Raw genomic sequence first — 26389 nt, forward strand, 5'->3', positions numbered from 1 at the left:
AAAAAACAAATATATATGAAGGCACTCACTTTCGAGTGTTATATTTATTTTATATATCTATGAAGAGTATGGCGCCTCCTATGACATGCTGATATATAAAAACACAGTAAACCTAAGATGAATTTTCAGTTAAACTCTTTGCTAAAAATTAGCAAAGAGTTTAAACTTTATTTTAGAAACGACCTCTGATACCAGTAAAATAATATCTTCCAACATTTGAACCTAGTACATCTTCAACCGTAGCATCTCCTACATTGTTAATTCCGCCGTAAAATTCAAAACTTTTATTTACCTTGTATCCAATAGTCAAATCAACTATATTAATTACATCTGTTGTGGCATCTGGATTGGTCGTTTGAGTAGGAGCTCCTCTATTTATGACCTCAGTGTAGTGTTGTTGACCTATATATTTACCCACAATACCAAGATTAAGTGCTTTTGTTGCTTGGTAGTCAAAGCTAAGCATTAAAGTTCTATCTGGGTTAAATTCTAAATCTTTTTTAGTATCTTCATTTTCTGTTTTAAGTTCACTCCAAAAGAATTTTGAATTTAAATTATCTAATATCTGATAGCCAAAAGACAGCTCAAGCCCTTTTGTGTTTGCATCTGATACATTTTCAAAGGTTGTTATAGCGCCGTTTTGAACTTGCTCTATTTTATTTTTAATTTGATTATAAAAAACGACTAAATCATAACTTAGTTTAGAATTGCGTCCACCAAGTCCTAGTTCAAAAGCATTCGTAGCTTCTGGTTTTAAATCATATCCAACTACATCAGCACCTCGTTGAGAACCGTTTGGTGTGTTCATATTTATATACATCTCTCTGATGTCTGGTGTACGAAAACCTTGTGCAAAATTTGCTCTTACTTTTGCTAGTTTATCAAAAGCATAGATTCCGCCAACACGAGCTGTAGGTCTGTTCTCGGCATTACTGATATCTTCGTATCTAGCACCAAAGATAGTGTTAAATTTATCTGTGACTTCGAATTCATCTTGAATATAGACGGATGAATAGTTAACTTTTTTCTCAGTAGTGCTTACATTATTGTTAAAAACAGAAGATTTTCTTTTTTCATTTCTATACTCTGCTCCACCAGTTAGAAGATGTGATGCACTTGCTAAGTATGTCGCAGAAGCTTCATAAACAGTAATATCAACATCAGCATTCATAGCGGGATTTGTAGAAGCATCCTCATCTGCATAGTTAAAATTAGCAAAATATTCAAGGGTTGTTGCATTTCTTTTTTTATAAGCAGAAGCATCCTCATTGGCATAGTTATAATCAGCCCAATATTTAAGGGTTGTTGTGTTTCTTTTTTTATAACTAGAGTTATAAATACGAGCTTTTACGCTTAAATCATCCGTTGGAGTATATACAACATCAACACTTAAATCAAGACGATTATTTTCATCATGTGAGTTAACTGGAGCATTCCAAGTTGGAATATTTTTACCTGCATTTGATCCTGCTGCAAATTTAAAGTTTGACGGATGAAGATAACCTATATAAACACCATCTCTTTCTTCCTTAAAGTAGTTTACATCTACTCTAGCTGTAAAAGTAGAAGTGAAATCATAGGAAAGGCTTGTACCTAAAGTATAGATACTGCTCTCTTCTCTATAAGTTGTATCAACACCATAGCTGTCCTTAATACTTGTCATATCAGGTACAAGACCAGGAATAGGTGTTTGAGATGGTTTTTTTCCCATATGAACCCAAGTATCTGCTGTTTCTGTTTGGGAGTAGGGTTTTGTAGTCGTTAAGCCTGCATAAACACTGTAACCAAAACCATCACTTTTACCTTGGATGCTAAGAGATAGATTTATATTTTGTGCATCGCCATCTTGGTTCGCACCATATCTAGCCCCTACATCTATTTTTGTCTCTTTTGTTGGTCTTTTTGTGATGATATTAATAACACCACCTACAGCATCTGCGCCATAAAGTGAACTCATAGGTCCTTTTACAATCTCAATTCTCTCAATTATAGATGCTGGAATACGCTCTAAATCATAAGGATTTTTAACTTCTCCAGCTAATCTTCTGCCATCAAGTAAAAATAGTGTTCCATTTGCGCCCATACCACGAATAGAAACAGAAGACTTGCTCTTTGATCTTGAACTTGGAAAAGTTCCATATTGCATAGTTAGTCCTGGAGTCATTTCTAAAATATCTTTTAGACTAGCCGCCCCCATTTTCTCTATCTCTTCTTGTGTAACAACTTCAACAGTAGCTGCCACCCCATCTATGCTCTTTTGGGTTTTTGTTGCTATACTTACCACCTCTATAGCTTTCATATTTTCCGCTGCACTAGCAGAATAGCTCATTAGCAATGCTAATGATGCACTAATTGTAATTTTCTTCATTTTCCCTCCCTTTTTTTTATTCAGTTAATATTAAAATTGTAGGATATCTTAACTTAATTAATAGTCGGAATCAAAAACACAAATATATATGAAGGCACTCACTTTCGAGTGTTATATTTATTTTATATATCTATGAAGAGTATGGCGCCTCCTATGACATGCTGATATATAAAAACACAGTAAACCTAAGATGAATTTTCAGTTAAACTCTTTGCTAAAAATTAGCAAAGAGTTTAAACTTTATTTTAGAAACGACCTCTGATACCAGTAAAATAATATCTTCCAACATTTGAACCTAGTACATCTTCAACCGTAGCATCTCCTACATTGTTAATTCCGCCGTAAAATTCAAAACTTTTATTTACCTTGTAGCCAATAGTCAAATCAACTATATTAATTGCATCTGTTGTGGCATCTGGATTGGCCGTTTGAGTAGGAGCTCCTCTATTTATGACCTCAGTGTAGTGTTGTTGTCCTATATATTTACCCACAATACCAAGATTAAGTGCTTTTGTTGCTTGGTAATCAAAGCTAAGCATTAAGCTTCTTTCTGGATTAAATTCTAAATCTTTTTTTGTATCTTCATTTTCTGTTTTAAGTTCACTCCAAAAGAATTTTGAATTTAAATTATCTAATATCTTATAGCCAAAAGACAGCTCAAGTCCTTTTGTGTTTGCATCTGATACATTTTCAAAGGTTGTTATAGCGCCGTTTTGAACTTGCTCTATTTTATTTTTAATTTGATTATAAAAAACGACTAAATCATAACTTAGTTTAGAATTGCGTCCACCAAGTCCTAGCTCAAAAGCGTTCGTAGCTTCTGGTTTTAAATCATAGCCAACTACATCAGCACCTCGTTGAGGACCATTTGGTGTGTTCATATTTATATACATCTCTCTGATGTCTGGTGTACGAAAACCTTGTGCAAAATTTGCTCTTACTTTTGCTAGTTTATCAAAAGCATAGATTCCTCCAACACGAGCAGTAGGTCTGTTTTGGGCATTACTGATATCTTCATATCTTGCACCAAGAATAGTGTTGAACTTGTCTGTGACTTCCCATTCATCTTGAAGATAAACTGATGAATAATTAACTTTTTTCTCGCTTATTCCTACATTATTTGTAAATACAGAAGATTTTCTTTTCTCATTTCTATATTCGACACCACCTGTAAGTAGATGAGACTCAGTAGCTGCGTATGTAGCGGAAGCTTCATAAACAGTAATATCAACATCAGCATTCATTGCGGCATTTGCAGAAGCATCCTCGTTGGCATAGTTATAATCAGCCCAATATTTCAGGGTTGTTGTATTTCTTTTCTTATAATTAGAATTATAAATACGAGTTTTGATGCTTAAATCATCAGTTGGAGCATAAACAATATCAACACTTAAATCAAGACGGTTGTTTTCATCATGTGAGTTGACCGGAGCATTCCAAGTTGGAATATTTTTACCTGCATTCGGTCCCCCTGCAAATTTAAAATTTGATGGATGAACATAACCTATATAAACTCCATCTCTTTCTTCCTTAAAGTAGTTTACATCTACTCTAGCTGTAAAAGTAGAAGTAAAATCATAGGAGAGGCTTGTACCTAAAGTATAGATTGTACTCTCTTCTCTATAGGTTGTATCAACACCATAGCTGTCCTTAATACTTGTCATATCAGGCAGAATAGCAAAAGGTGTTTGAGATGGTTTTCTTCCCATAGGAACCCAAGTATCAGCCACTTCTGTTTGAGTGTATGGGTCAGTAGTTGTTAAACCTGCATACGCACTATATCCAAAAGCTTTTTCTTTACCTTGGATGCTAAGAGATAGATTTATATTTTGTGCATCACTATCTTTGTTCATGCCATATCTAGCTCCTACATCAATTTTCATTTCATTAGTTGGTCTTTTTGTAATGATATTGATAACACCACCAACTGCATCTGCACCATAAAGTGAACTCATTGGCCCCTTTACAATTTCAATTCTTTGAACTATAGATGCTGGAATACGCTCTAAATCATAAGGATTTTTTACCTCTCCAGAAAGTCTTCTACCATCAAGTAAAAATAGTGTTCCATTTGCACCCATACCACGAATAGAGATAGAAGACTTGCTTTTGGAACTTGAACTTGGAAAAGTCCCATATTGCATAGTTAACCCTGGAGTCATTTCTAAAATATCTTTTAGACTAGCCGCTCCCATCTTTTCTATCTCTTTTTGTGTAACAACTTCAACAGTAGCTGCTACCCCATCTATGCTTTTTTGAGTCTTAGTCGCTATACTCACAACCTCAATAGCATTCATATTTTCCGCGGCACTAGCAGAATAGCTCATTAGCAATGCTAATGATGCGCTAATTGTTATTTTCTTCATTTTTTCCCTTTAATAAGTTAATATTAATATTGATAACCAAAATTAATAATTATTAAAATTGTAGGTTATTTTAACTTAATCAATAGTTAAAATGATATTAATTATTAATATTATTAAAAGCTATATTTTTATATTATTTCAAAATGATAAAAAAATTCATAAGTATTAGTATTGAAAATAAGTCTCTAAATCATATACTTTTCATATTTTTACTATTGCTTGCATTTATTTCTTATAATAAGATTCCAAAAGAAATGTTTCCACCAAATACACTCGATATGATAAGTGTAAAAGGACATTACAGTGGTGCAAACAGCACAATACTAGATAAACTAATTGTTCAAGATATCGAAAGTATTCTACAAAATAATCAAAATTTAACTGATATACAAACTATTATTACAAATGGTACATTTCATATAAATGCCGAGATAAAAGATAAAGCTTCAAAACAACAAATAGTCAATAATATAAAAAACTCTATTGAAAATTTAAAACAAGATTTGCCAAAAGACATGGATATACCAACTGTTGATATCTTGGAAAGTTATTTTCCTCTTATCAATATATCTATATCTTCTAACACAAATAAGGAGTATATTGAAGTTGCAAAAGATTTAACTGAAGATATAAAAAAATTAAAAAATCTCTATAGTGTGACTCTTGATGGAGATTATAGCTCTTTACTTGTTATTTCATTAAATCAACAAAAACTCATTGCTTATGGTATATCAAATGAGAAAGCCTACAATGCTCTCATGGGTTTATACTCTCTGTATCCCATAGGTTCTATTAGTTCTAAAAAACAGAAATACTATGTTGAAAGTAAAAATGATAATATAGATATAAATACGCTTCTTGAGTCTGAAATAAAAATAGATGATAAATTGATATATGTAAAAAATATTGCAGATATAAAGTATGACTATGAAAACAGAGATGTTATAACTCGTACAGATGCCGCCCGTAGTGTAATAATCAATATAAAAAAAGCAAAACTTGGTGATAGTATAGAACTCTCTAAAAAAATTACAAAAATTATCACTACATATCAAGATAACTATCAAGATATTGATTTTAAAGTTTTAAGTGACAGCTCTTTTTGGATAAAAACAAGACTCAATACAATTGGCTCAAATATTATAATTGGTTTAATTTTACTCTTTTTTTCCATCTGGTTTTTTATCTCTTTAAAGATTGCTATTGTTGTTATACTTGGAATTCCTGTAAGTTTTGCTTTTGGATTGATAGGTTTAGATTTTTTTGGAGGATCTTTAAATACTCTTTCTATGATAGGAGTTTTATTAAGTCTTGGGATACTTGTAGATGAAGCAATTGTTGTGAGTGAAAATATTCATCGTCACTCCAACATGGGCAAAAGTATTAAACAAGCTTGTATAGATGGAACTAATGAGATGATGCCAATTCTCTTTGCATCTATGCTTACAACCATCATAGCTTTTTTACCTCTAGCAATGCTTTCTGGAGGACTTGGAGTTTTTATAAAAATAATTCCTTTGATTGTAATTATTTTAGTGATTAGCTCATTTGTTGAGAGTTTTATATTTTTACCACTGCACTATAAGGAGTTGTCGTTTAAGTTCTTAAATGATAGAAGTGGCGGAATCAGGGAAAGAATGTGGAATAAGTTAAGTGTATTTTATATGAATTCACTATCTTTTTTCATAAAAAGACGATATATATGGGGTTTTGCTATTGTCTTTTTTACTCTTTTTGCAACATATAATTTGGCAAAGTCAAGTGTATTTCAACTATTCCCAGAGTTTGATGCTATGACTATAAATCTAATTGGTAAAGTTAAAAATGGTGCTATCAACTATACACTTCAAGAAACAAAAGAATTGGAAAAGATTTTAATCAAAGAGTTGGATTCAGAAAATGTAGCTTCAATTTCTACGATAATAGGCATGAATAGTGATGGTCGTTCCATGCATGAAAAAGGTAATAATCTTTTTACATTAACAATCAATCTAAAACAAAAAAAACATGAAGATTTTTTTAATAGAGTTATAAATCCAATATTCGCACCATATAAAGAGCCAGAAAACTCCAATAGAACAAGAATTCTTTATGCAAAAGAGATTCAACACAAGATAGAATCTTTAATACAAAAACATAATCTTAAAGAGAATTTTTTGGAGTTTAGTATAAATATACCTCAAACAGGTGTTGTAAAAAATGATGTGGAGATATCTCTTTCACATAAAGATAATATAAAGATTAAGAACTCCTTGGAGAGTTTGCAAGAAGCTATAAAAAAGATACAAGGCGTTCATAGTATTAAAGATGATATGAAATATGATGAGTTAAAAGCAGAAATTACATTAAATACATTTGGAAATAGTCTTGGATTTACCCAAAAAATAATTATTTCAAAAGTGAGAAACTTTATCTCGATGCAAAAACTCTCAAAAATTGTAGATACAAATGCTGAGCTTATAGAGCTAAGAGTAGATTTCTCAAATCATGATAATTTATACTCGCTTTATAATTTATCTTTAGAGGTACCAAATCAAAGCTACAATGTGTGTTTAAAAGATATAGCAATAGTAAGTTTTTCTAAAGATATTACTACAATAAAAAAAGATGATTTACAAAAGATATTTACACTGAGTGCTAGTTTTGATAAAGATAAAATCTCTTCTAGAGTTTTTTATCAAAAGCTCAAACCGACAATTCAAATGATTAAAAAAAGTGGAGTAGAAGTTTTTATAAAAGGAGAACAAAAAACTAATAATCAAATAAAAAAAGATATTTTTGTATCTTTATTATTCGCTTTATTTGGAATTTTAATTATTTTAACATGGTTATTTTCTTCACTTGGACTCTCTTTCTTCGCCCTGAGTGTTATACCGCTTTCTATTTTAGGTGTGCTTATAGGTCACAAAATTATGGGTATGGATATCTCTTTCTCATCTTTACTTGGATTTGTTGGACTCATAGGTATTGTAATTAACGACACCCTTATAATGCTAAGTATGATTAAAAAATCAAAAAATACAGATGAATTACTACAAAATGCTTCCCTGCGAGTAAGACCAATACTCCTTACTTCTATTACTACAATAGTTGGATTAAGCACATTAATATTCTTTGCATCTGGAGAATCTCTATTGATGCAACCTTTAGCAGTTAGTATTGGCTTTGGACTTATCTACGCAACTATAATTAATTTATATTATCTACCTATTCTATACAGTTTTAAAAACAGATACAACAACCGATAATCGTTATCAATTTAATAGTGAATTAATTAATTAAAAGCTATTATATCGATAATAATAGTTATTATTAATATAACTTTAATAAAAGGGAATCAAATGATTGATACTACAATGTACACAGTTTCACAACTGTTCTTAACTCCAACACTAGTTTTAATATTACTAATGTTTGTTTATTCGTTTATAGCCTTAGGCTCATTTATTTATGAGGGTATATCTCGTAGAAAAAATATTATGCAGTTAAATACAAATGGGGCATATCCTATTATACGACACTATAGCATTGACAAGCAGATAAGTATGGAAAAGTTAGAACTTTTTGCATTTAAAAAACTAGAAAATGTACGTAATGTTTCAAGAATCGCTCCAATGATGGGTCTTATCGCAACTCTTATTCCTCTTGGACCTGCACTTAAAGCTTTAACAGATGGAAATATTCAAGGTATGAGTGATGGATTGATTTTAGCTTTTTCTGGAGTAACGCTAGGGCTGATTGCAGCTTCACTTACTTACTGGATAGGCAATATTAAAAAGAGATGGTACGCTGATGAGTTGCATATCATTGAAGTTGCAAAGGCATCTTAATGGCAGTTAGATTATTAAACGAGGATGATGACAACAATCCAATGAATTCTGTCATAAACTTGATAGATATATTTTTAGTTGTTATTGCCGCTTTGCTTATTATCATATCTCAAAACCCACTGAATCCATTTAGTAGTGATGATGTAACAGTTATAAAAAATGCAGGAAAGAAAAATATGGAAATTATGGTAAAAAAAGGTAAAGAGATAAAAACCTTTAAATCTAAAGGAAATATTGGCGAAGGTAATGGAAAGAAAGCTGGTATTTCATACAAGATGGAAGATGGCTCATTTGTGTATGTTCCAGAGAAGGATATGAAGATATGATGCGCTGTTTATTATTAGCACTTTTGTTATTTATGCCATTTGTTCAAGCGAATGAAGTGGTGAATATCAAAAGTGATATTCTCATCTTGTCAACAAGTGTGGGTAAAAATCGCCAAGAGAGAAAAGCGGAACTTTTAAAAGAACAACTTGCTCCATATAGTATATCTTCAGAGATTATATTTAATCTAGATGAAGACAAAGCAAAAGAAGCCTTTAAAGATAGAAGATTAGTAATCATAGATGCGTTAGATGGTAAACACGGTGTTGCTTCACTTTTACGCAAATATGAAGATATTTTAGAAGATACTAAAACACCATATATTGCTCTAAAGCTGGAGTATGAAAAGTTTGGCAATATGGATGAAGAGTTTGCATCTACGATTTTAGCTTATTTTTCACAAGCAGGAAAATATAATTATGCTCAAGGAGCCGCCTTTTTGGCAAGAGAATATTTTGCAATAAAAATAAATCCTCTACCTGTTCACAAAATGAGTGATACGGGAATATATCATCCAAATAAAGGAAAGGGTACTTTTAAAACTTTAGATGAATACTGGAAAACTTTAAGTGAAAAAGAAAAAAATAGTCCTATGGTTGGGATTGTTATACATAAAGAAAACATATCTTCTGATGATACTGTAATTATAGATATGGCAATTAAAAAACTTACAAGTGCAGGTATTACTCCTATCGCTTTTTACACAAAAGTTGGTGAAGAAGATTTTGCAGGAGAGCGTTTTTTTACAAAAGATTCTAAACAACTTATAGATTTGATAATCTCTTTTCAGGTTATGATAATGGATCAAGAAAAGCTTAGAAAGGATTATGCAAGAATAGGTCTAAAAGTTATGCAGGGTATCATTTATCGCCAAGGTTCACAAGAAGCATGGGAGCTAGATAAACAGGGCGTTTCTGCGAACTGGATACCGATGACTTATATTATTCCAGAACACATAGGTTATACCGATCAGTTAACAGTTGGAGCCTTAGACCCAATTACGAAAAAAACAACACCTATATCTTATCAGTTAGATATGTTTATGAAAATAGCTATAAATAACTCTAAGCTAAAACAAAAGCAAAACAAAGAGAAAAATATAGCTATTTTTTACTACAACTATCCTCCAGGTGTAAATAACTTCGGTGCTTCATATATGCAGTTTCCAGAATCTTTGTCTAGTATTTTATCTAGTATGAAAAAAGCAGGGTATCAGACGCAAAGTGAGAGTAGTGATTACTTTGTCAAGACCCTTCCTAAGTCTATGGCATATTATTATAAAGATAGTGTTTATAATGAAAAATATGCTGATTTATTACCTTATGATGTTTATTATGAGTGGTATTTAACACTTCCACAAGATACTCGAAATCAGATAAATAAAAAATGGGGACATCCAAGAAAAAGTAAATTTCTTCATACTAAAGATGGAAAAAAATACTTCATTATCCCAAGACTGAAAAAAGGAAATGTTACTTTACTTCCACAACCTAGTCGCTCAAATATTGGGCAAGATAGAATGGGAAGAAAAATTTATGAGGGAAGAATCTATCATGATACTGCCTCGCCAGTACCCCATCATTACCTTGCAGTATATCTATATGTAAGACAGCAAAATGATGCGATAGTGCATCTCGGTACACACGGAACTTATGAGTGGACTTATGGAAAAGAGAGAGGTCTTAGCATCTATGATTCACCTCTTCTTAGTGTTGGTGCATTACCAAACATATATCCATATATTACGAATAATCTTGCAGAGGGCATCCAAGCAAAAAGACGCGGTAGAGCAACATTAATTTCTCATCAAACACCGCCATTTGGTGTTAGTGGAACTTACAAAGAGTTAAGTGATATTATGGATTTGATAAACCAGTATAAGCAGAGTAGTGATGCTGTAAAACAAAATAATAAAAAGCAACTCATCTCTTTGACTATAAAGATGAACTTACATAAAGATATGAAATATACTAAAGAGATGATGGAAAATGAAACAGATGTTTTTGTGTCCGATTTGTATGATTATCTAAATGGTTTAAGTTCAACATTAACACCTCTTGGTATGCACAGATATGGCTCATATCCAAAAGATGACCATATGGTACAAACACTTATGTCAATGCTAGGGGATACTTTTATAAAAAGTGTTGAAGGTGAAAATGGACTAGCAGGGATAAACTACAAAGATTTAAATAAAACAAAAGTTTATAAGATGCTACAAAAGTATGTTATAGAAAATAAAAGTCTGGATTCGCTAGATGGCGGCTTAAAACCATTTATACAAACAGCGAAAGTTTATAGAGATAATTTTGTAAACAATAAAGAGATGCAAAACTTACTAAAAGCTTTAGATGCAGGTTATATAGAGACAAGCGTAGGAGGCGACCCTATACGAAGCCCTGAATCTATCCCTACTGGTATGAATATGTACAGCTTTGACCCCCAGCGTATTCCAACGAAAGCTGCCTATAAAACTGGTGCTAAAATTATGAAAGATTATATTGAAAATTATTATGCAAAATATGGGAAATATCCTCAAAAGATAACTTTTAATTTATGGTCACTTGAAACTATGCGTCATTTTGGTGTACTAGAATCCCAAATACTTTATGCGATGGGGATTAAACCTATCTGGAGTGAAGGTGGGATAAGTGATGAGATGGTGCAAAGTATGGCAAAAGGAATGTTAGCAGGGATGCTTGGCGAAGATTTTGCGAAATGGATTGCTTCATTTGTTACAGTCCAGAGAATTAAAATGTTTGATTTTTTAATGCCCCAAAAGATGAAAGATATGTTTTACGCTGGATTAAAAATGGGTCGTGGAAAAATAGATGGTGTTGAAATTATCTCGTACAGTGATTTAAAGAGACCTCGTATAGATGTAGTAATACAAGCTACAGGTCTTTATCGTGATACTTTTCCTAATGTTATGAGAGTGATTAATGAAGGTGTTGAGAAGATTGCAGCTCTCAAAGAAGAGCATAATTATGTTCGACAACATGCTTTATCTTTGAAAAAAATGCTCTTAGATAAAGGATATGATGAAAAAGAAGCTCAGTATCTTTCAACCATCCGTATGTTTTCTGCCGCACAAGGTAAATATGGAAATGGCGTTTCAGGCACTGTGTCTGTTTCTGAGACTTGGGATAAAGAAACAAGAATCGCTGAGAACTATATCCGAACTTCAGGGTATATTTATGGTTCTGATGAGTCTAGATGGGGAACAAGATTAAAAGATGTAGACATGTTTGCACAAAATTTAAAAGGTACAGATGCTGTAATGTTTAGTCGTACCTCAAACTTGTATGGGATGATGACATCTGATGACCCTTATGGATATTTTGGCTCAATTGCATTGGCTATTCGTCATTTAGATGGTAAAAGTCCACAGATGCTAATCTCAAATCTAAGAGATCCAAATAATGCAAAGATGCAAGATGTTAGTGAATTTATTTCTAATGAATTGCGTTCAAGATACTACAACCCTAAATGGATAAAAGAGATGCAAGATAGTGGCTATAGTGGTGCTACTCGTGTTTTAGATGTAGTAAATAATTTTTGGGGATGGCAGGTGGTTTATCCCGAGGGTGTTCGTTCAGACCAATGGCAAGAATTTGTAGAGATTTACTATGATGATAAGTATGATATGAACATGGATGAATGGTTTGAAAAAACAAATCCTACTGCTCGTGCGCAAATGGCAGAAGTGATGCTAGAAGCTGTTAGAAAGGGCTATTTTCAAACAGATGCTAAAACAATTAAAAAGCTTGTGGAGACTTTAGAAGAAATATCAAAAAAATACAATCATAAAACTCTAAATAACAAACTCAAAGATTTTATTAAGGCCCAAAAAGCGGCAGGATATGGCTTGAGTATACCTATTGCCACTCCTGTTGCAAATGCTCTAAAAGCACAGAGTAAGCCAGTTGTAAAAGTAAAACCTAAAATTAAAGGACAAAAACTTGAAGAAGTAAAAAAAGATATAAAAGAAAAAGTTAACTATGACACTTATGCTATGTGGATGTTTATTTTATTTTTAGTCTTTATCGGAGCTTTTTTAGAGATGCGAAATAACAAAAAAGAAAGTTTAAAGTAAAAATTATGATAAAAAAGAGTGAAGATTTTAGTTTTTTAATTGGTGCAATTATCACTACTCTCGTGATGGCATCACTCTTTTTTGCTAAAGATATTAAAAAGTTTGAGACTCTTAGTGAAAGAGCCTCTAAAACAGAGTCCATACACTATGTAACCATAGTAGATGTAACAAAGAAAGTAGAAACAAAGAAATACAAAAAACCTATAAAAAAACCACAAAAAAGAATAAAAAAAGAAGTAGTTAAAGTGGTTAAAAAGTTAATAAAAAAACCAAAGCTTATAGATGAAGCTGCTCAAATAAAAGAAAAAATAGTACAAAAACAGAAGTTATTTGAAAAAGAATTAGAAGAACAACTTTTACAAGAAGAGTTAGCAAGGCAAAAAGAGTTTAGAAAAAGACAGTTAGCTAAAAAGAACCTTCTGGAAAAAGAAAAAGATATATATTTATCGGAGTTAGCAGCGTGGATAAAACAACATTTAAAATACCCACGACATGCAAGAAGAATGAATCAACAAGGCGTTGTCAAAATCTCCTTTATTATTACAAAACATGGACACATAGAGTCAGTAAAGATAGATTCACCTTGTCCATATAAGAGGCTAAATAAGGCGGCAAAGATGCTTTTAGTAGAACTAAATCGTTTTAAGCCACTGCCTGAAAATTTAGATAAATGGGAATTAAATGTGCCAATAATATATGCACTAAAGGATTAAAAAATGCAATACTATTTAGATAAAGGTGGAGTAATTATGTATATATTATTCGCCATGGCAATAGTAGGAACGATAATAATAATATGGAAAATAGCTTCTATTACGCTTTTTAAATTTCGTACAAGAAATATTGATTTACCATCAGATAAAGCAGAATTAAGAGCAGCTGCTTTAATTGCACCACTTGAGATGGGGCTTACAACTCTTAAGATTGTATCAACGATATCACCACTTTTAGGGCTTCTTGGCACGGTTCTTGGGATATTTATGGCATTTGAAGGGATTATGGTGCATGGACTTGGTGATCCAACACAGTTTGCAAAAGGTATCTCAACTGCACTAATCACAACGGTTGGTGGATTAGTTGTAGCGATTCCAGCTTATATATTTTACAATTATTTTATCGGTGAATTAGATAAAACAGAGCAGATATTAATACAAAAAATAGCAGGAATTTATGAAGCGTCGTGAACCCTTAGGGTTAGATATGACCCCTATGGTTGATATTATATTTATTTTATTGATTTTTTTCCTAGTGAGTTCTGTTTTTAAAAAAGAGGAACTCGCTCTTATGCTTGAACTTCCTAACGCGGGAGCAAGTAAAGAAGTACAAGAGAAAAAAACTCTTAGTATTGAATTATCAAAAGACTCACTTGCAGTTAATGGAGATAAAGTAAGTTATGAAGAGATAATGTTTAAGGTACTGCCTTTAGCGAAAGATGGAAAGATGATAATGTTTTATATTGATAAAGATGTCCCATATTCTCGAGTAGTTCGTATTTTAGACTTGTTAAAAACACATTCTTTAAATAAGTTGGCATTGATAACAAAACAAGAGTAACAGTAAAATTTAATTTATAAGGAGAAGAAGACTAAGGTAAATAGTTTTATAAAAAAGGAATATTTTTTTATATTTATTAAATGATAATGCTTATTGTTATCATACACATAAAGGAAAATAGTGAAAAATAAAATATATTTGAGTTTATTGGTAAGTGTTATGTTAATAAATTCTATAAATGCATCTGATGATTTAACAGATGTTATTGTAACAGCAAAAACACAAAGAACAGCTTTAGATACAGCAGGAAGTTTTTCTGTGATTACAGCAGAAGATATTAAAAAGACAGGAGCATCATCGGTACAAGAAATATTAGAAGGTGTTGTTGGTTTAAATATGGGTATGAACGATGCCTCAATAAATGGCAGGCAAAATATTAGTATTCGTGGTACTGATTCTAAAGATACGCTTATCTTAGTAGATGGAGAGAGGATTTCTGGAAGTGATGCGCAGATTGGTCATAGTGATTTTCAGTATAACTGGATACCAATTAATGCCATTTCCAAGATTGAAGTGATTCGTGGACCAATGAGTGCTATTTATGGTTCAAGTGCTATTGGCGGGGTTATTAATATAATAACTAAAAAACCAGTAGAAAAAATTCAAGGAGATATAGCAGTTGAAGGTGGAGATGCCTCAAGAGATGGAGGAAAAAATATAGATTTTTCAGTTTCTGCTGGTGGTAAAATCACAGATAGTTTTTCAATTATTGGATATGCAAGTTCTAAAATAGTAGAGCCTGAAGATGCAGATGATACTACAGAAGTGGAGGGTAAAAAAATTCAAAATTTGATGTTAAAAGCTTGGTATGATATAGATGCTACTCAGAAAATAACAGCGTTTGCAATTTTAGGAAATGAAAAGAGAAAGACAGATGTGCATGCAGAATTATATGAAATAAAGAAAGCTCACTATTCACTTGGTTATCAAAAAGATTTTAATGATATTAGCTTAAATGTAAAATATTACAATAATACATCAGATACTCATACAGATCAGTTTGAATATACTCATAAAATGCGTGATGATACTCTAAATGCTGAACTGAATATTGCTTCATTTGATAATAATTTTATAGTTTTTGGCGGAGAGTATAGAAAAGAAAAGTATAGAAAAAAATATGATGATGCGGCAGATGACACAAGCAAAGGCTTTGAAGATTCAATAAATTACGCTTCTGTATATTTGCAAGATGAAATAGAAATAGGTAGTAGTACAATCCTTACCATAGGTGCTAGATATGACAAGCATGAGAGATTTGGTGGAGAACTATCACCAAAGGCAAACCTTGTTTATAAGCTGAGTGACAATGGCAGACTTAAGGCAGGATACGGACATGGATTTAGTGCGCCTACAGTTACACAGACTTCAGATAAGTATGGTGTTGCAATTCCAGTAAAATTTTATTCAGCAGGACCTCCATTTTATGGAATGCCTAAAATTTTTCACAGATTTCATGGTAATGACAATCTAAAACCTGAAAAATCTGATACATTTGAGATAGGATATGATTATGAAAAAGACCAGATGACATTTGTAGCAACTTATTTTCATACTGAATTAACAGATCTTATAGACACGCTTTATACAGGAGATACAATGGCTGGACCAATGACTTACAGAGAGTATCTTTACTCAAATGTAGGAAAAGCTAGAATAGATGGTTTGGAGTTAGAGTTTACTCAAAATAATATTTCTGAAATTGTTGATGTTAGCCTTAACTATACATACCTTAACACTGAAAATAAAGATACAAAAAAGGAGCTACATAACCGACCTGCTCATACAGCTAACTTAAAACTTTCAGTTGATCTTCCATGGGAGATTGGTAGTAATTTTAGAGTTAATTATGTAGGAAATCAAAAAGTTGCTGATGGCGATACTCTAGATGCGTATACTACTTTTGGTTTACAGTTTTCTAAAGAGTTTGTTCAAGACCTAACATTAAGTACAGGTGCAGAAAATTTAAGTGATGTAAAGCATATCGGTGATGGAGATAATAGATACTATATTAGAGGACGCTATATGTATGCTAGACTAAATTACTCATTTTAAAGAAAAAAACTCAAATGTTGATTAAAGTCAATGATAATTAATATCAATATGTTATTATTTGAGTATTAATTCACATAGGAGATATTTAATGAAAAATTTCATATATACGGGGTTGTTAGCAATATTACTTGCAATGACCTCATTACACGCTGATGCAAAGGTGGACAAAATAGTTATTGCAGGACCTTTTGCATCTGTATCCCATCCAATACTACACATGATACAAAGAGATGCTCTTAAAGATGTAGCAAAAAAAGTTGAGTTTAGGCTATGGAAAAATCCTGATGAACTTAGAGCTATTGTTATAAAAGGAGATGTTGATTTTGTAGCGATTCCTACAAATACAGCAGCTATTTTAAACAACAAAGGTGTTGATGTTAAGCTTTTAAATGTTTCTGTTTGGGGAATACTTGGCATGATAAGTCGAGACAACAACCTGAAAACTTTAAAAGATTTTAAAGGTAAAAAAATTGCTGTTCCTTTTCGTGCTGATATGCCAGACATAGTTTTTAAGCAACTTCTAAAAAAACAAGGTCTTGACCCTAAAAAAGATTTTGAGTTAATCTATGTAGCTAGTCCTATAGATGCTATGCAGATGCTAATAATGAGAAGAATAGACCATTCTCTTCTTGCTGAACCTGCGATTTCAGTGGCTCTTCGTAAAACAAAATCATTCCCTATTAGTATAGTTGCTCCTGATTTATATAGAAGTGTAGACATACAAGATGAGTGGGCAAAAGTTTTTAATACTGATAGAAATATTCCTCAGGCTGGTATGGCTGTCCTTGGTAGAATGAAAGATGAAAAGATTATTTCTCGATTTATGCAAGAGTATGATAAATCATTAGCATGGTACATGTCTCATCCAAAAGAGGCAGGAGTATTAATTGCAGACAAAATAAATCTTCTTTCAGAAGATGGCGTCGCTGATTCTATAGCTCATATTAATATGAAGAGTATTTCAGCTCCAGATGCAAAAGAAAAAATAGAATTTTTCTTTAATATTTTAAAAGAAGAAGACCCTAAAAGTATTGGTGGCAAACTTCCTCAAGATAGCTTTTATTACAAAGCTCAGTAGATGAAATTTGCTCTAAAAATACTTAAAGATTTTCCAGCTTACTTGTGGAGTGGTTGGGGGTCGATAGCATCTATACTTCTTTTTATCGCTGTTTGGGATATGGGAAATCAAATCTATGGAGATTTAGTTCTTCCTTCTCCACTAGAAACATTCCAAACACTTTTTGTAATGCTTGGTGATGAAGAAATCTTAGAACAGATAAACATAACATTGTATCGTGCTTCAGCTGGCTTTGGAATCTCTTTAGTTTTTGGTTCTGCTCTTGGACTTTTAGCTGGGTTTTTTGTAACAGCATCTATGATGAGTCGTCCTATCGTTACCATCTTAGTTGGAATGCCTCCAATCGCTTGGATAGTTTTAGCGATGATATGGTTTGGTATGGGAGATGAAACTGTTATATTTACGGTCATTGTTGCATCTTTTCCTATCATCTTTGTAGGAGCACTTCAAGGAACAAGAACACTTGATGGTGACTTAAAAGAGATGGCAGATAGTTTTAATCTGCCTTGGCATATGAAGTTTTTAGATGTATATTTTCCTCATATATTTTCTTATGTTTTTCCTGCTTGGGTAAGTGCTCTTGGTATGGCATGGAAGATAGTTGTAATGGCAGAACTTTTAGCTACAAGTGATGGCATCGGAGCAACTTTAGCGGTTGCAAGAAGTCAGTTAGATACGCCAACAGCACTTGCTCTTGTAGTTATTATGATAGGTTCACTTATGTTTATAGAGTATATAGTGCTAGAGCCAATCAAAAGAGAGGTTGAGTTATGGAGAAGTTAGAAGTAAAAAATTTAAATCATCATTTTGGTTTTACAGAGATATTAAGAGATATTAATTTTACTCTAAATAAAGGAGAAGTTCTTTCTATCGTTGGACCTAGTGGCGGTGGGAAAACTACACTTTTACATCTTTGTGCAAACTTGTTAGATGTAGAAGAAGGAAGTGTGATTAACACATTTACGAGCAGTGCTTTTGCTTTTCAAGATGCAAGACTTCTTCCTTGGAAAAATGTTATAGATAACATAGCTTTAGGTTTATTAGCATCTGGAGTAAATAAAAAAGAAGCGATTAAACAATCCTGTGAGATTGCTCTAAAGTTTGGTCTTGAAGAGAGTGATTTTGAAAAGTTTCCAAAAGATTTAAGTGGTGGGATGCGTCAACGAGTTAGTTTTGCAAGAGCTTTAGTTGTAAAACCATCTTTACTTTTTTTAGATGAGCCATTTTCTGCTTTAGACATAGGTTTAAAAAAAGAACTACAAGCCATACTTATAGATATGATTTCTAAAAAAGAGATAAGTATACTATTTATTACACATGATTTGATGGAAGCTATACGATTAAGTGATGAAATCCTTCTTTTAAAAGCTGACCCTGGGCATATAATTAAAAAGTTTTCTTATGAACTTTCTCAAAATGAAAGAGACGATAAATATGTTTATAATGAGAGTGCAAAGATACTTCAAGATGAAGAAATTATAGATACATTTGAACTGGAGTTAAAGTAATGAGTGAAAAACAACAAGAAGAAAAATTACGAGCTACAAACCATTATCTTTACTATCCTGATGAAAAAAATGTTCCTCCATATTTAGCTTATGGATTTAGACCAATATTTTTACTTTTAGCTCCATATATAGTTATTAGTATGGTTCTTTGGGGGCTTGTTTGGAGTGGACTTTTAAGCATTCCTTTTATGCAGGATGTACTTACTTGGCATGTTTATGAGATGCTTTATGGTCTTATAACTGCGGGAGTTTTAGCTTTTCTTGCAACAGGACTTCCTGAACTTTTCCCAGGTTTAATCCCACTAGTAGGAAAACGACTTCAATATGTTGTTATGCTTTGGTTAGCAGGGCGGGTTAGCTTTTGGTTCATAGATATTACTGGCATCTACCTAACAGCTATTTTAAATCTTGCGATGCTTGGTTGGATAATTTGGTTTGCAAAAGATGCGGTTCTGGATAAACTTCAAAGACATGCATCTATCGGTTATACGGCAGTTGCTTTGTTTGTTATAGAAGTATGGTTTTTTGCATCACAGCTTGGTTTTGTAAATACGACAGGCATGGATATCTTAAAAGTAGCACTTGGGGCAACTGTAGTTATTGTTTTGTTAGCTCTAAGACGAGTAAATATGGAAGCGATTAACGAACTTATGGAAGATAAAGAAATAGATGATGTTTTTATCTCTCGTCCTCCAAAAACAAATATGGCTGTTTTTATGGTTATTATTTTTACAGCTGTTGAGTTTATGTACCCTCAAAACTCAGCTTTAGCTTGGTTGGGTTTTGGAGTGGGAGCGGCGATATTAGGAGTAACAAGTGAGTACAAACTTAAAGATGAGTTTATACTAAATCAGCCTTATGTCATATACTTAGCATCTGTATATGTTCTTTTTAGCATAGGTTATGTACTTATGGCTTGGGATTTGTTAAATCCAGATATTAATGGCATCAATCATTTTAGACACTTTATAACAAGTGGAGGAATTGGACTTTCATATATAGTAGTTATGTTAATAATCTCGTGGGTTCATACAGGACGAAGACTAACATCAAACATATATACGCATCTAATGGTTATTTTAATTATTTTGGCTACATTTATGAGAGGTCTGATTCCGTTTTTTGATGAATATACAAGCGAGTTATATTTATACTCCTCACTTATTTGGAGTTTGCCTTTTGTTATTTATATGATACAATTTTCTAAATTTTTGATGCTTCCAAGAGCGGATGGAATAAAAGGGTAAAAATGAAAAACAAACTTTTAATAGTATGGTCAAGTGAAGAAAAAGAAGTTGCAAAAAAACTTATTTTGCTTTATGGTTCTGTGATGTTGCCTCGTGGTTATTGGGATGAAGCGACTATTATGCTTTGGGGTCCATCTGCTAGACTTTTAGCAAATGATAAAGAACTTCAAGAGAGAGTTAAAGTGGTTCAAGACACAGGTGTAAAGTTTAATGTTTGTGTAGTTTGTTCAGACGATTATGGAGTTACAGCGCAACTTGAAGAGTTAGGAATTGAGGCTATTCACACAGGAGAGATGCTAACACAAGCTCTCCAAAGTGATGATGTAAAAGTTATAACTTTTTAAAACCTTTTTTTATAACCATGGCAGTAAGGTTGTGAACCTTTTTTGTTATAGTAATTTTGATGACCTTCATCGGCTTTGTAAAACTCAGCATATGGAAGAATCTTAGTTGCTATATCAAAACCATTTTCATCTAAAAGAGCAATGAGTTTTTTTATAGTATTTCTTTCATTTTCATCATTTATAAAAACAGCACTTAAATATTGTTCACCAATATCAGGATCTTGTCCATTTATTTGAGTTGGGTCGTGAATCTCAAAAAATGTTCTTGCAATTTTCTCATAAGAGATTTTACTTTTGTCATAAACAACTTCAACAGCCTCAAGGTGTCCAGTTTTTCCAGCAACAACTTCATAATATCCAGGGTTTTTAACATGACCGCCCATAAAACCAGAGCTAACTTCTTTTACGCCATCTAACTTTTCTAAGTAATACTCAACTCCCCAAAAACAACCACCAGCAAAGTAAGCATAAGACAACGAAGAATCTTTTTTCTCTTTTTTAACATCTAATTCTAAAGAGATAGAGTTCACACAATGTCTAGTGTTTTTATCTGTAAAACCTTCACCCTCAAAGACATGACCTAGATGCCCGCCACATTTTGCACAAACTATTTCGACTCGTCTGCCATCTGCATCTGGGACTCTTTTAACTGCCCCCTTTATCGCATCATCAAAACTTGGCCAACCACAGTTTGAATCAAATTTAGCACTAGATTTATAAAGAGGTGTTTCACATATTTTACAAGTGTAGATGCCATTAGACTTTTCATCTGTATATTTGCCAATGTAAGGTGCTTGCGTACCTTTGTTTATAAGGACATGCTTTTCTTCATCGCTAAGTGTATCTATTTTGCCCTTCCAAGGTTTTAAATCCATTGCATTCATAGTTGTTAGTAGTAGTATAAAAGAAATAAAAAGTTTCATACCACGCTCCTTGATTATAATTTTGTTTATTATAAAGGAGTAGTTTTAAATAAAGTGCTTAAAATATTTTACGATTCTTTTTTCAAGCCAGTATTTAGGTTTTAAATTTGATGAGTATCTAGTAGCCTCTTCATCTCTTTATCAAAGTCAGACTCTATTTTTTGTATTTTGCTGAACTCTTCATACTCTTTTGAAGCTTTTTCTTTGGCTTGCATATGAGATATTGATCCTTTTCCCTCAAGAACTTTAAACTCATTAAATTCTAAAAATTTATTGACTGATTCACTTACATCTTTCATATTTAGTTCTTGCCGATTTTCAATAATTCTTTCAATATAATCAAAGTATGCACCGATAGTTCTTTCTAACTTTTTAATGTCTTCTTCTTGAAGATAGTTTTTTGCTATGCTTGTATCTGACTTTAGTACTCTTCCATCGGGTGAGTTTTTCCAAGAAGTTAAGCCCATGTTTGGCTTCTTAATATTTGCATTTTCATATACGATTTCAGCTGCCGTTTTACCTGTGATAGCAAAGTGAAACTTGTTTTGTACAGTGGCATAAAAATCTTTTGTCGTTTGTGCATTTTCATTATAATCAAAACTACACTCTGCAAAGATGTCAGTTACTTGCTGATATATGCGTCTTTCACTTGCTCTGATAGAACGCACACGCTCAAGAAGCTCTTTAAAGTAGTCTTTTCCAAAGTGTTGACCATTTTTAAGTCTATCATCATCTATGGCAAAACCTTTGATGATATACTCTTTTAAAATCTTAGTAGCCCATATACGAAACTGTGTAGCCTTCGATGAATTAACACGATAACCAACTGAGAGAATAGCATCTAGGTTATAAACATTAACCTCTCTTTTTACTTCTCTTTTACCTTCCATTTGAACTATTGGGAATTTCCCAATAGTTGCAGTCTCTTCTAGTTCGTGGCTTTTATAAATATTTTTAATATGTTCATTTATTGTTGAAACATCTACACCAAAAAGTTCTGCCATCCTCTTTTGAGGTAACCAAACTGTTTCATTATGCATGAAAATTTCTATTTTTAAATCACTTTTATTGGTGGAGTAAAGTAAAAACTCTGTTAATTCATCTTTTATGCTTAAGCTTTTCATTATGTACCTATTTTTTTATTGGTATTTATTATACCGAAACTCAAACTAGTTAAAATTTAGTTATAAATTATGCTAACTTCTGTTTAAAATATTTTACGATTCTTTTTTCAAGCCAGTATTTAGGTTTAAAAATAGTTCCTTCTATAAAACCTACATGACCGCCATATTGATATATTTCAAGTTTAACGCTCGAAGATATTTCATCTTCATTTGGAATGATTTTAGGTGTCATAAAGGGGTCGTCTAAAGAGTGAATAATAAGAGTATCTGTTTTTATGTGTTTTAAAAACTGTTTGGAACTTGATTTTGTGTAGTAGTCTTGAGCAGATGCAAAACCATGAATAGGAGCGGTATAAGCCTCGTCAAAATCCCAAAAAGTTTTTAAGTTCTTTACATCTTTTTTTTCTAAATTTATAAGAGTTTTGAAATCATGTGTTTTAAACTTTTCTATTAAAGTGTCATTTAGATTTTTTACAAGGATATATTGATAAAACTTTGCAAAACCTTTGTTTATGTGATTTGCACAAATATCTAACAGCATCGGAGCAGATACTGAAACAGCAGCAGTTATCGTAGAACTGGAAGATAATTCACCTAAAAGTTTTAAAAGCATATTGCCACCAAGTGAATAACCGATGCAAAAGAGTTTGTTATCTGTGTACTTTACTTTTAAAGAGTTTATAAACTCCAAAGCATCATCCGTTCTCCCACTATGATAAGAAGTGGCACTTTTGTTCATAACACCAGAACAACTTCTAAAGTGAACGACCACACTATTGAAACCATTTGCATCTAGCTCCTGCATCGTTCCTTGAATATATGGAGATTTATATGAACCAGCAAGACCGTGAAAAAGTAAAACGATAGGTTTTTTAGACTTGCTTGTTTGTTTGTTATACCAAAAGCAATCTATAAAATCACCATCACTTAATTCAAATCTCTCTACTTCAAACTTATGTGATTTTATTTTTCTAAAGGCAGATGAATATAGCGTTTGAACATGCTTATTTTTTAGTAAAAAAGAGGGTTTAAATTGATTTATCATAATGTAAGTTTAGCAAAGTTTTAGATATAATCAGTAACTTAAAAAATAGGCTTCAAGATGAACAGAAAAAAAATTTATAACCCAGAATCAACAGAAGATGTAAATGATAGAAAAATATTTGGTGGAGACCCAACAGGTATATTTGAGTTAAATAATATCAAATACCAGTGGGCATATAATCTTTGGGAAGTGATGCTAAACAACACTTGGTTTCCAAAAGAAGTAGATATGACTCGTGATATAAATGATTATAAAAATCTTACTGAGGCTGAAAAAGCAGCTTATGATAAGGCTCTTTCGCAGTTGATTTTTATGGATTCATTGCAAACAAATAATCTTATTGACAATGTAAACCCTTATGTGACTTCTCCAGAAATAAATCTTATTTTAGTTCGTCAATCATTTGAAGAAGCTCTTCACTCACAATCTTACGCAGTAATGGTTGATAGCATCTCCACAAACTCTGAAGAGATTTATGAACTTTGGCGTCGAGACATGATGTTAAAGAGTAAAAATGATGCAATTGCCGCTATTTATCAAGAGTTAGCAGCAAACCCAACTGAACACAACTTTGTAAAAGCATGTTTTGCAAATCAGATTTTAGAAGGCATCTATTTTTATAGTGGGTTTGCTTATATCTATACTCTAGCTCGTTCAGGAAAGATGCTAGGAAGTGCGCAGATGATTCGTTTTATACAAAGAGATGAAGTAACACACCTTGTACTTTTTCAAAACCTCATAAACACTCTTCGTAAAGAAAGACCAGACCTTTTTACCTCAAAGCTTAAAGAAGAAGTGATAGCGATGTTTAAAGAGGCCGTAAAACTTGAAAGTGACTGGGGTAAATATATAACTCAAGGTCAAATCTTAGGTTTAACAGATGAAATAGTTGAACAATATATACAGTTCTTAGCAGATGAAAGATTAAACGCAGTCGGATTTGAGAAACTTTATAATGTAGATAACCCTATTAAGTGGGTTGATGATTTTGCAAAATTTAACGATCAAAAAACTAACTTTTTTGAAGGCACTGTAACTAACTACTCAAAAGGTTCTTTAACTTTTGATGATGATTTTTAATAAATAAAATTAAAGGAATAAGATGGCACATATAGATTTACCAGAGTTTGAAGAAATGAGTCCAGCAATTCAAGATAAAGCTAGACCAATTTTAGAAAAAACAGGAAAACTAGGAGAGATATTTAAACTCTTAGCAATTGATGAGAAAGTTTATTTTGCAACTGACGAAATGATTCAAAAGTATCTTCTTGATGAAACTTCACTTTCTTATGATATAAAAGAGTCTATAGCACTTCTTATTTCAGTAGAGAATGGTTGTAAGATGTGTGTAGATGTACATAAAAGCATTGCAAAAATGCTTGGACTAACAGAGCAAAGAATTGAAGAAGTCTTAAAAGGTGTAGATGCTATAAGCACTACAAAAGAAGAAAAAGCACTTTTAAACTTTTGTATAAAAGCTTCTAAAAAAGATAATTATAAAATCTTAAAAAAAGAAATAATTGCTCTTAAAGATATGGGTTACAGTGATGTTCAAGTTATAGAAGCTGTTGCTATAACTGGATATTTTAATTATATAAATACTCTTTCCAATGTTTTTGCTTTAGGGGAGTAGTTGTACTCCTTAAACTCTTTACTTTTTGATACAACGACAAAAGACTATAACACTAACTTACAAACACTTTTAAAACTCATAGATGTTTGCGGAGACAACTCGCTTATTGTCGCCCCAGAAGTTTGTTTGAGCAGTTATGATTATGAAAATTTTGATGAGGTTTTGGATTTTGCTGATGAAGCTATACGAGAGATTAAAAAGGTCTCTTTTTCTAAAATAATTATACTTACTATTTTAGAAAAACGAGATGGAGAAGTTTTTAATTTTGCGAAGATTTTTCATAATGGTGAAGTGGTTTATGAGAGAGCAAAAGCTAGACTGTTTCGTTTTGGTGATGAGCATAAGTATATGAGTGAAGGAAGTGATGAAAATATAAAAATAGTAGAAGTTGATGGAATTAAAATAGCTATTTTTATATGTTTTGAGCTTCGTTTTAAAGAGTTGTGGCAAAAATCGCAAGGCGCAGATGTCATAGCCGTTCCATCTTGGTGGGGAGTTTTAAGAACTGAACATTTTGCCAACTTAACTCAAGCCTTAGCTATTATGAACCAATGTTATGTAGTTGCAAGTGATTCTTTAAATGAAGACTGCACAAAAATGAGCGGGATTATAACTCCTCATGGGGTGGTGCAAAGAAATATAGATAAGCCTTGTTTAAGTCTTGAGTACAGCCCAAAAGAAATAAAAATTATGAGAAAATATATGGATGTTGGGATAGCGTAAGATAACTCTAAAGTTTTGTTATTTTCCGTAATGAGTCCAAATTCTTGATATTCTTACAAGTTTCCTGTCAACAACGGAGTAAAAAACTGTTGTTGATTACGATTTGTATTTCTTACTCAACAATACCTCTTTAAGCCCAGAACATAGACTTTTACCAACTGCAACTTATAT

Annotated in this window: 21 protein-coding genes; 16 read left to right on the forward strand and 5 right to left on the reverse strand. The window is 32.3% G+C overall.

Annotated features, from left to right (window positions below; all coding sequences use genetic code 11):
- Positions 1-172: 172 nt before the first annotated feature.
- On the reverse strand, positions 173-2368 hold the full coding sequence (locus tag MOV42_RS00005; RefSeq protein WP_324171772.1) for a TonB-dependent receptor: 2196 nt from the start codon (positions 2366-2368) through the stop codon (positions 173-175).
- A gap of 245 nt (positions 2369-2613) precedes the next feature.
- Positions 2614-4734 carry a TonB-dependent receptor gene (locus tag MOV42_RS00010; RefSeq protein WP_324171773.1) on the reverse strand — a complete coding sequence of 707 codons (2121 nt, stop codon included), beginning with the start codon at positions 4732-4734 and terminating at the stop codon, positions 2614-2616.
- 143 nt (positions 4735-4877) lie between these two features.
- Between MOV42_RS00010 and MOV42_RS00015 the strand changes: the two genes are divergently transcribed.
- From MOV42_RS00015 to MOV42_RS00075, 13 genes are all read left to right on the forward strand, one after another.
- Positions 4878-7982: an efflux RND transporter permease subunit gene (locus MOV42_RS00015; RefSeq protein WP_324171774.1), complete on the forward strand. Its 3105-nt coding sequence runs from the start codon at positions 4878-4880 to the stop codon at positions 7980-7982.
- A gap of 93 nt (positions 7983-8075) precedes the next feature.
- Complete coding sequence (locus MOV42_RS00020; RefSeq protein ID WP_324171775.1) at positions 8076-8564, forward strand: MotA/TolQ/ExbB proton channel family protein; 489 nt, start codon at positions 8076-8078, stop codon at positions 8562-8564.
- Complete coding sequence (locus tag MOV42_RS00025; RefSeq protein ID WP_324171776.1) at positions 8564-8890, forward strand: DUF2149 domain-containing protein; 327 nt, start codon at positions 8564-8566, stop codon at positions 8888-8890. Before MOV42_RS00020 ends, MOV42_RS00025 begins: the two co-directional genes overlap by 1 nt.
- Positions 8887-12984 (forward strand): cobaltochelatase subunit CobN, encoded by a 4098-nt coding sequence (locus tag MOV42_RS00030; RefSeq protein WP_324171777.1) that lies wholly within the window; start codon positions 8887-8889, stop codon positions 12982-12984. Before MOV42_RS00025 ends, MOV42_RS00030 begins: the two co-directional genes overlap by 4 nt.
- Before the next feature lie 5 nt (positions 12985-12989).
- The gene (locus MOV42_RS00035; protein WP_324171778.1) at positions 12990-13697 is read left to right on the forward strand and encodes an energy transducer TonB; all 708 of its coding nucleotides are present in this window, start codon (positions 12990-12992) and stop codon (positions 13695-13697) included.
- A 3-nt stretch (positions 13698-13700) separates the two neighbouring features.
- Complete coding sequence (locus MOV42_RS00040; RefSeq protein ID WP_324171779.1) at positions 13701-14168, forward strand: MotA/TolQ/ExbB proton channel family protein; 468 nt, start codon at positions 13701-13703, stop codon at positions 14166-14168.
- A 25-nt stretch (positions 14169-14193) separates the two neighbouring features.
- Complete coding sequence (locus MOV42_RS00045; protein WP_324173038.1) at positions 14194-14538, forward strand: biopolymer transporter ExbD; 345 nt, start codon at positions 14194-14196, stop codon at positions 14536-14538.
- Between the two features lie 120 nt (positions 14539-14658).
- Complete coding sequence (locus tag MOV42_RS00050) at positions 14659-16593, forward strand: TonB-dependent receptor plug domain-containing protein (RefSeq protein ID WP_324171780.1); 1935 nt, start codon at positions 14659-14661, stop codon at positions 16591-16593.
- A gap of 88 nt (positions 16594-16681) precedes the next feature.
- Positions 16682-17671 carry an ABC transporter substrate-binding protein gene (locus MOV42_RS00055; protein ID WP_324171781.1) on the forward strand — a complete coding sequence of 330 codons (990 nt, stop codon included), beginning with the start codon at positions 16682-16684 and terminating at the stop codon, positions 17669-17671.
- Positions 17672-18454 (forward strand): ABC transporter permease, encoded by a 783-nt coding sequence (locus tag MOV42_RS00060; RefSeq protein ID WP_324171782.1) that lies wholly within the window; start codon positions 17672-17674, stop codon positions 18452-18454.
- The gene (locus MOV42_RS00065) at positions 18442-19179 is read left to right on the forward strand and encodes an ATP-binding cassette domain-containing protein (protein ID WP_324171783.1); all 738 of its coding nucleotides are present in this window, start codon (positions 18442-18444) and stop codon (positions 19177-19179) included. The genes MOV42_RS00060 and MOV42_RS00065 overlap by 13 nt, the downstream gene beginning before the upstream one ends.
- Entirely contained in the window at positions 19179-20426 is a 1248-nt protein-coding gene (locus MOV42_RS00070; protein ID WP_324171784.1) for an NnrS family protein, read from the forward strand. The genes MOV42_RS00065 and MOV42_RS00070 overlap by 1 nt, the downstream gene beginning before the upstream one ends.
- A 2-nt stretch (positions 20427-20428) precedes the next feature.
- Complete coding sequence (locus MOV42_RS00075; protein ID WP_324171785.1) at positions 20429-20770, forward strand: DsrE family protein; 342 nt, start codon at positions 20429-20431, stop codon at positions 20768-20770.
- Here the strand turns inward: MOV42_RS00075 and MOV42_RS00080 are convergent.
- The 3 genes from MOV42_RS00080 to MOV42_RS00090 all read right to left on the reverse strand — a co-directional run bounded on the left by MOV42_RS00080 (position 20767) and on the right by MOV42_RS00090 (position 23862).
- Complete coding sequence (locus tag MOV42_RS00080; protein WP_416385460.1) at positions 20767-21645, reverse strand: bifunctional methionine sulfoxide reductase B/A protein; 879 nt, start codon at positions 21643-21645, stop codon at positions 20767-20769. The two genes, MOV42_RS00075 and MOV42_RS00080, sit on opposite strands and share 4 nt — an antisense overlap.
- Before the next feature lie 149 nt (positions 21646-21794).
- On the reverse strand, positions 21795-22817 hold the full coding sequence (locus tag MOV42_RS00085) for a virulence RhuM family protein (protein WP_324171786.1): 1023 nt from the start codon (positions 22815-22817) through the stop codon (positions 21795-21797).
- A gap of 67 nt (positions 22818-22884) precedes the next feature.
- Positions 22885-23862 (reverse strand): hydrolase, encoded by a 978-nt coding sequence (locus MOV42_RS00090; protein ID WP_324171787.1) that lies wholly within the window; start codon positions 23860-23862, stop codon positions 22885-22887.
- A 57-nt stretch (positions 23863-23919) separates the two neighbouring features.
- On the opposite strand from MOV42_RS00090, the gene MOV42_RS00095 reads away from it, so the two are divergent.
- The 3 genes from MOV42_RS00095 to MOV42_RS00105 are packed head-to-tail and all read left to right on the forward strand — an operon-like array spanning position 23920 to position 26218.
- Positions 23920-24942 (forward strand): ribonucleotide-diphosphate reductase subunit beta, encoded by a 1023-nt coding sequence (locus MOV42_RS00095; protein ID WP_324171788.1) that lies wholly within the window; start codon positions 23920-23922, stop codon positions 24940-24942.
- 22 nt (positions 24943-24964) lie between these two features.
- Entirely contained in the window at positions 24965-25495 is a 531-nt protein-coding gene (locus MOV42_RS00100) for a carboxymuconolactone decarboxylase family protein (RefSeq protein ID WP_324171789.1), read from the forward strand.
- On the forward strand, positions 25496-26218 hold the full coding sequence (locus MOV42_RS00105) for a carbon-nitrogen hydrolase family protein (protein ID WP_324171790.1): 723 nt from the start codon (positions 25496-25498) through the stop codon (positions 26216-26218).
- The last annotated feature ends 171 nt before the right edge of the window (positions 26219-26389 follow it).

The sequence above is a fragment of the Sulfurimonas sp. genome (assembly GCF_029027405.1).
In the GTDB taxonomy this organism is placed as follows: domain Bacteria; phylum Campylobacterota; class Campylobacteria; order Campylobacterales; family Sulfurimonadaceae; genus Sulfurimonas.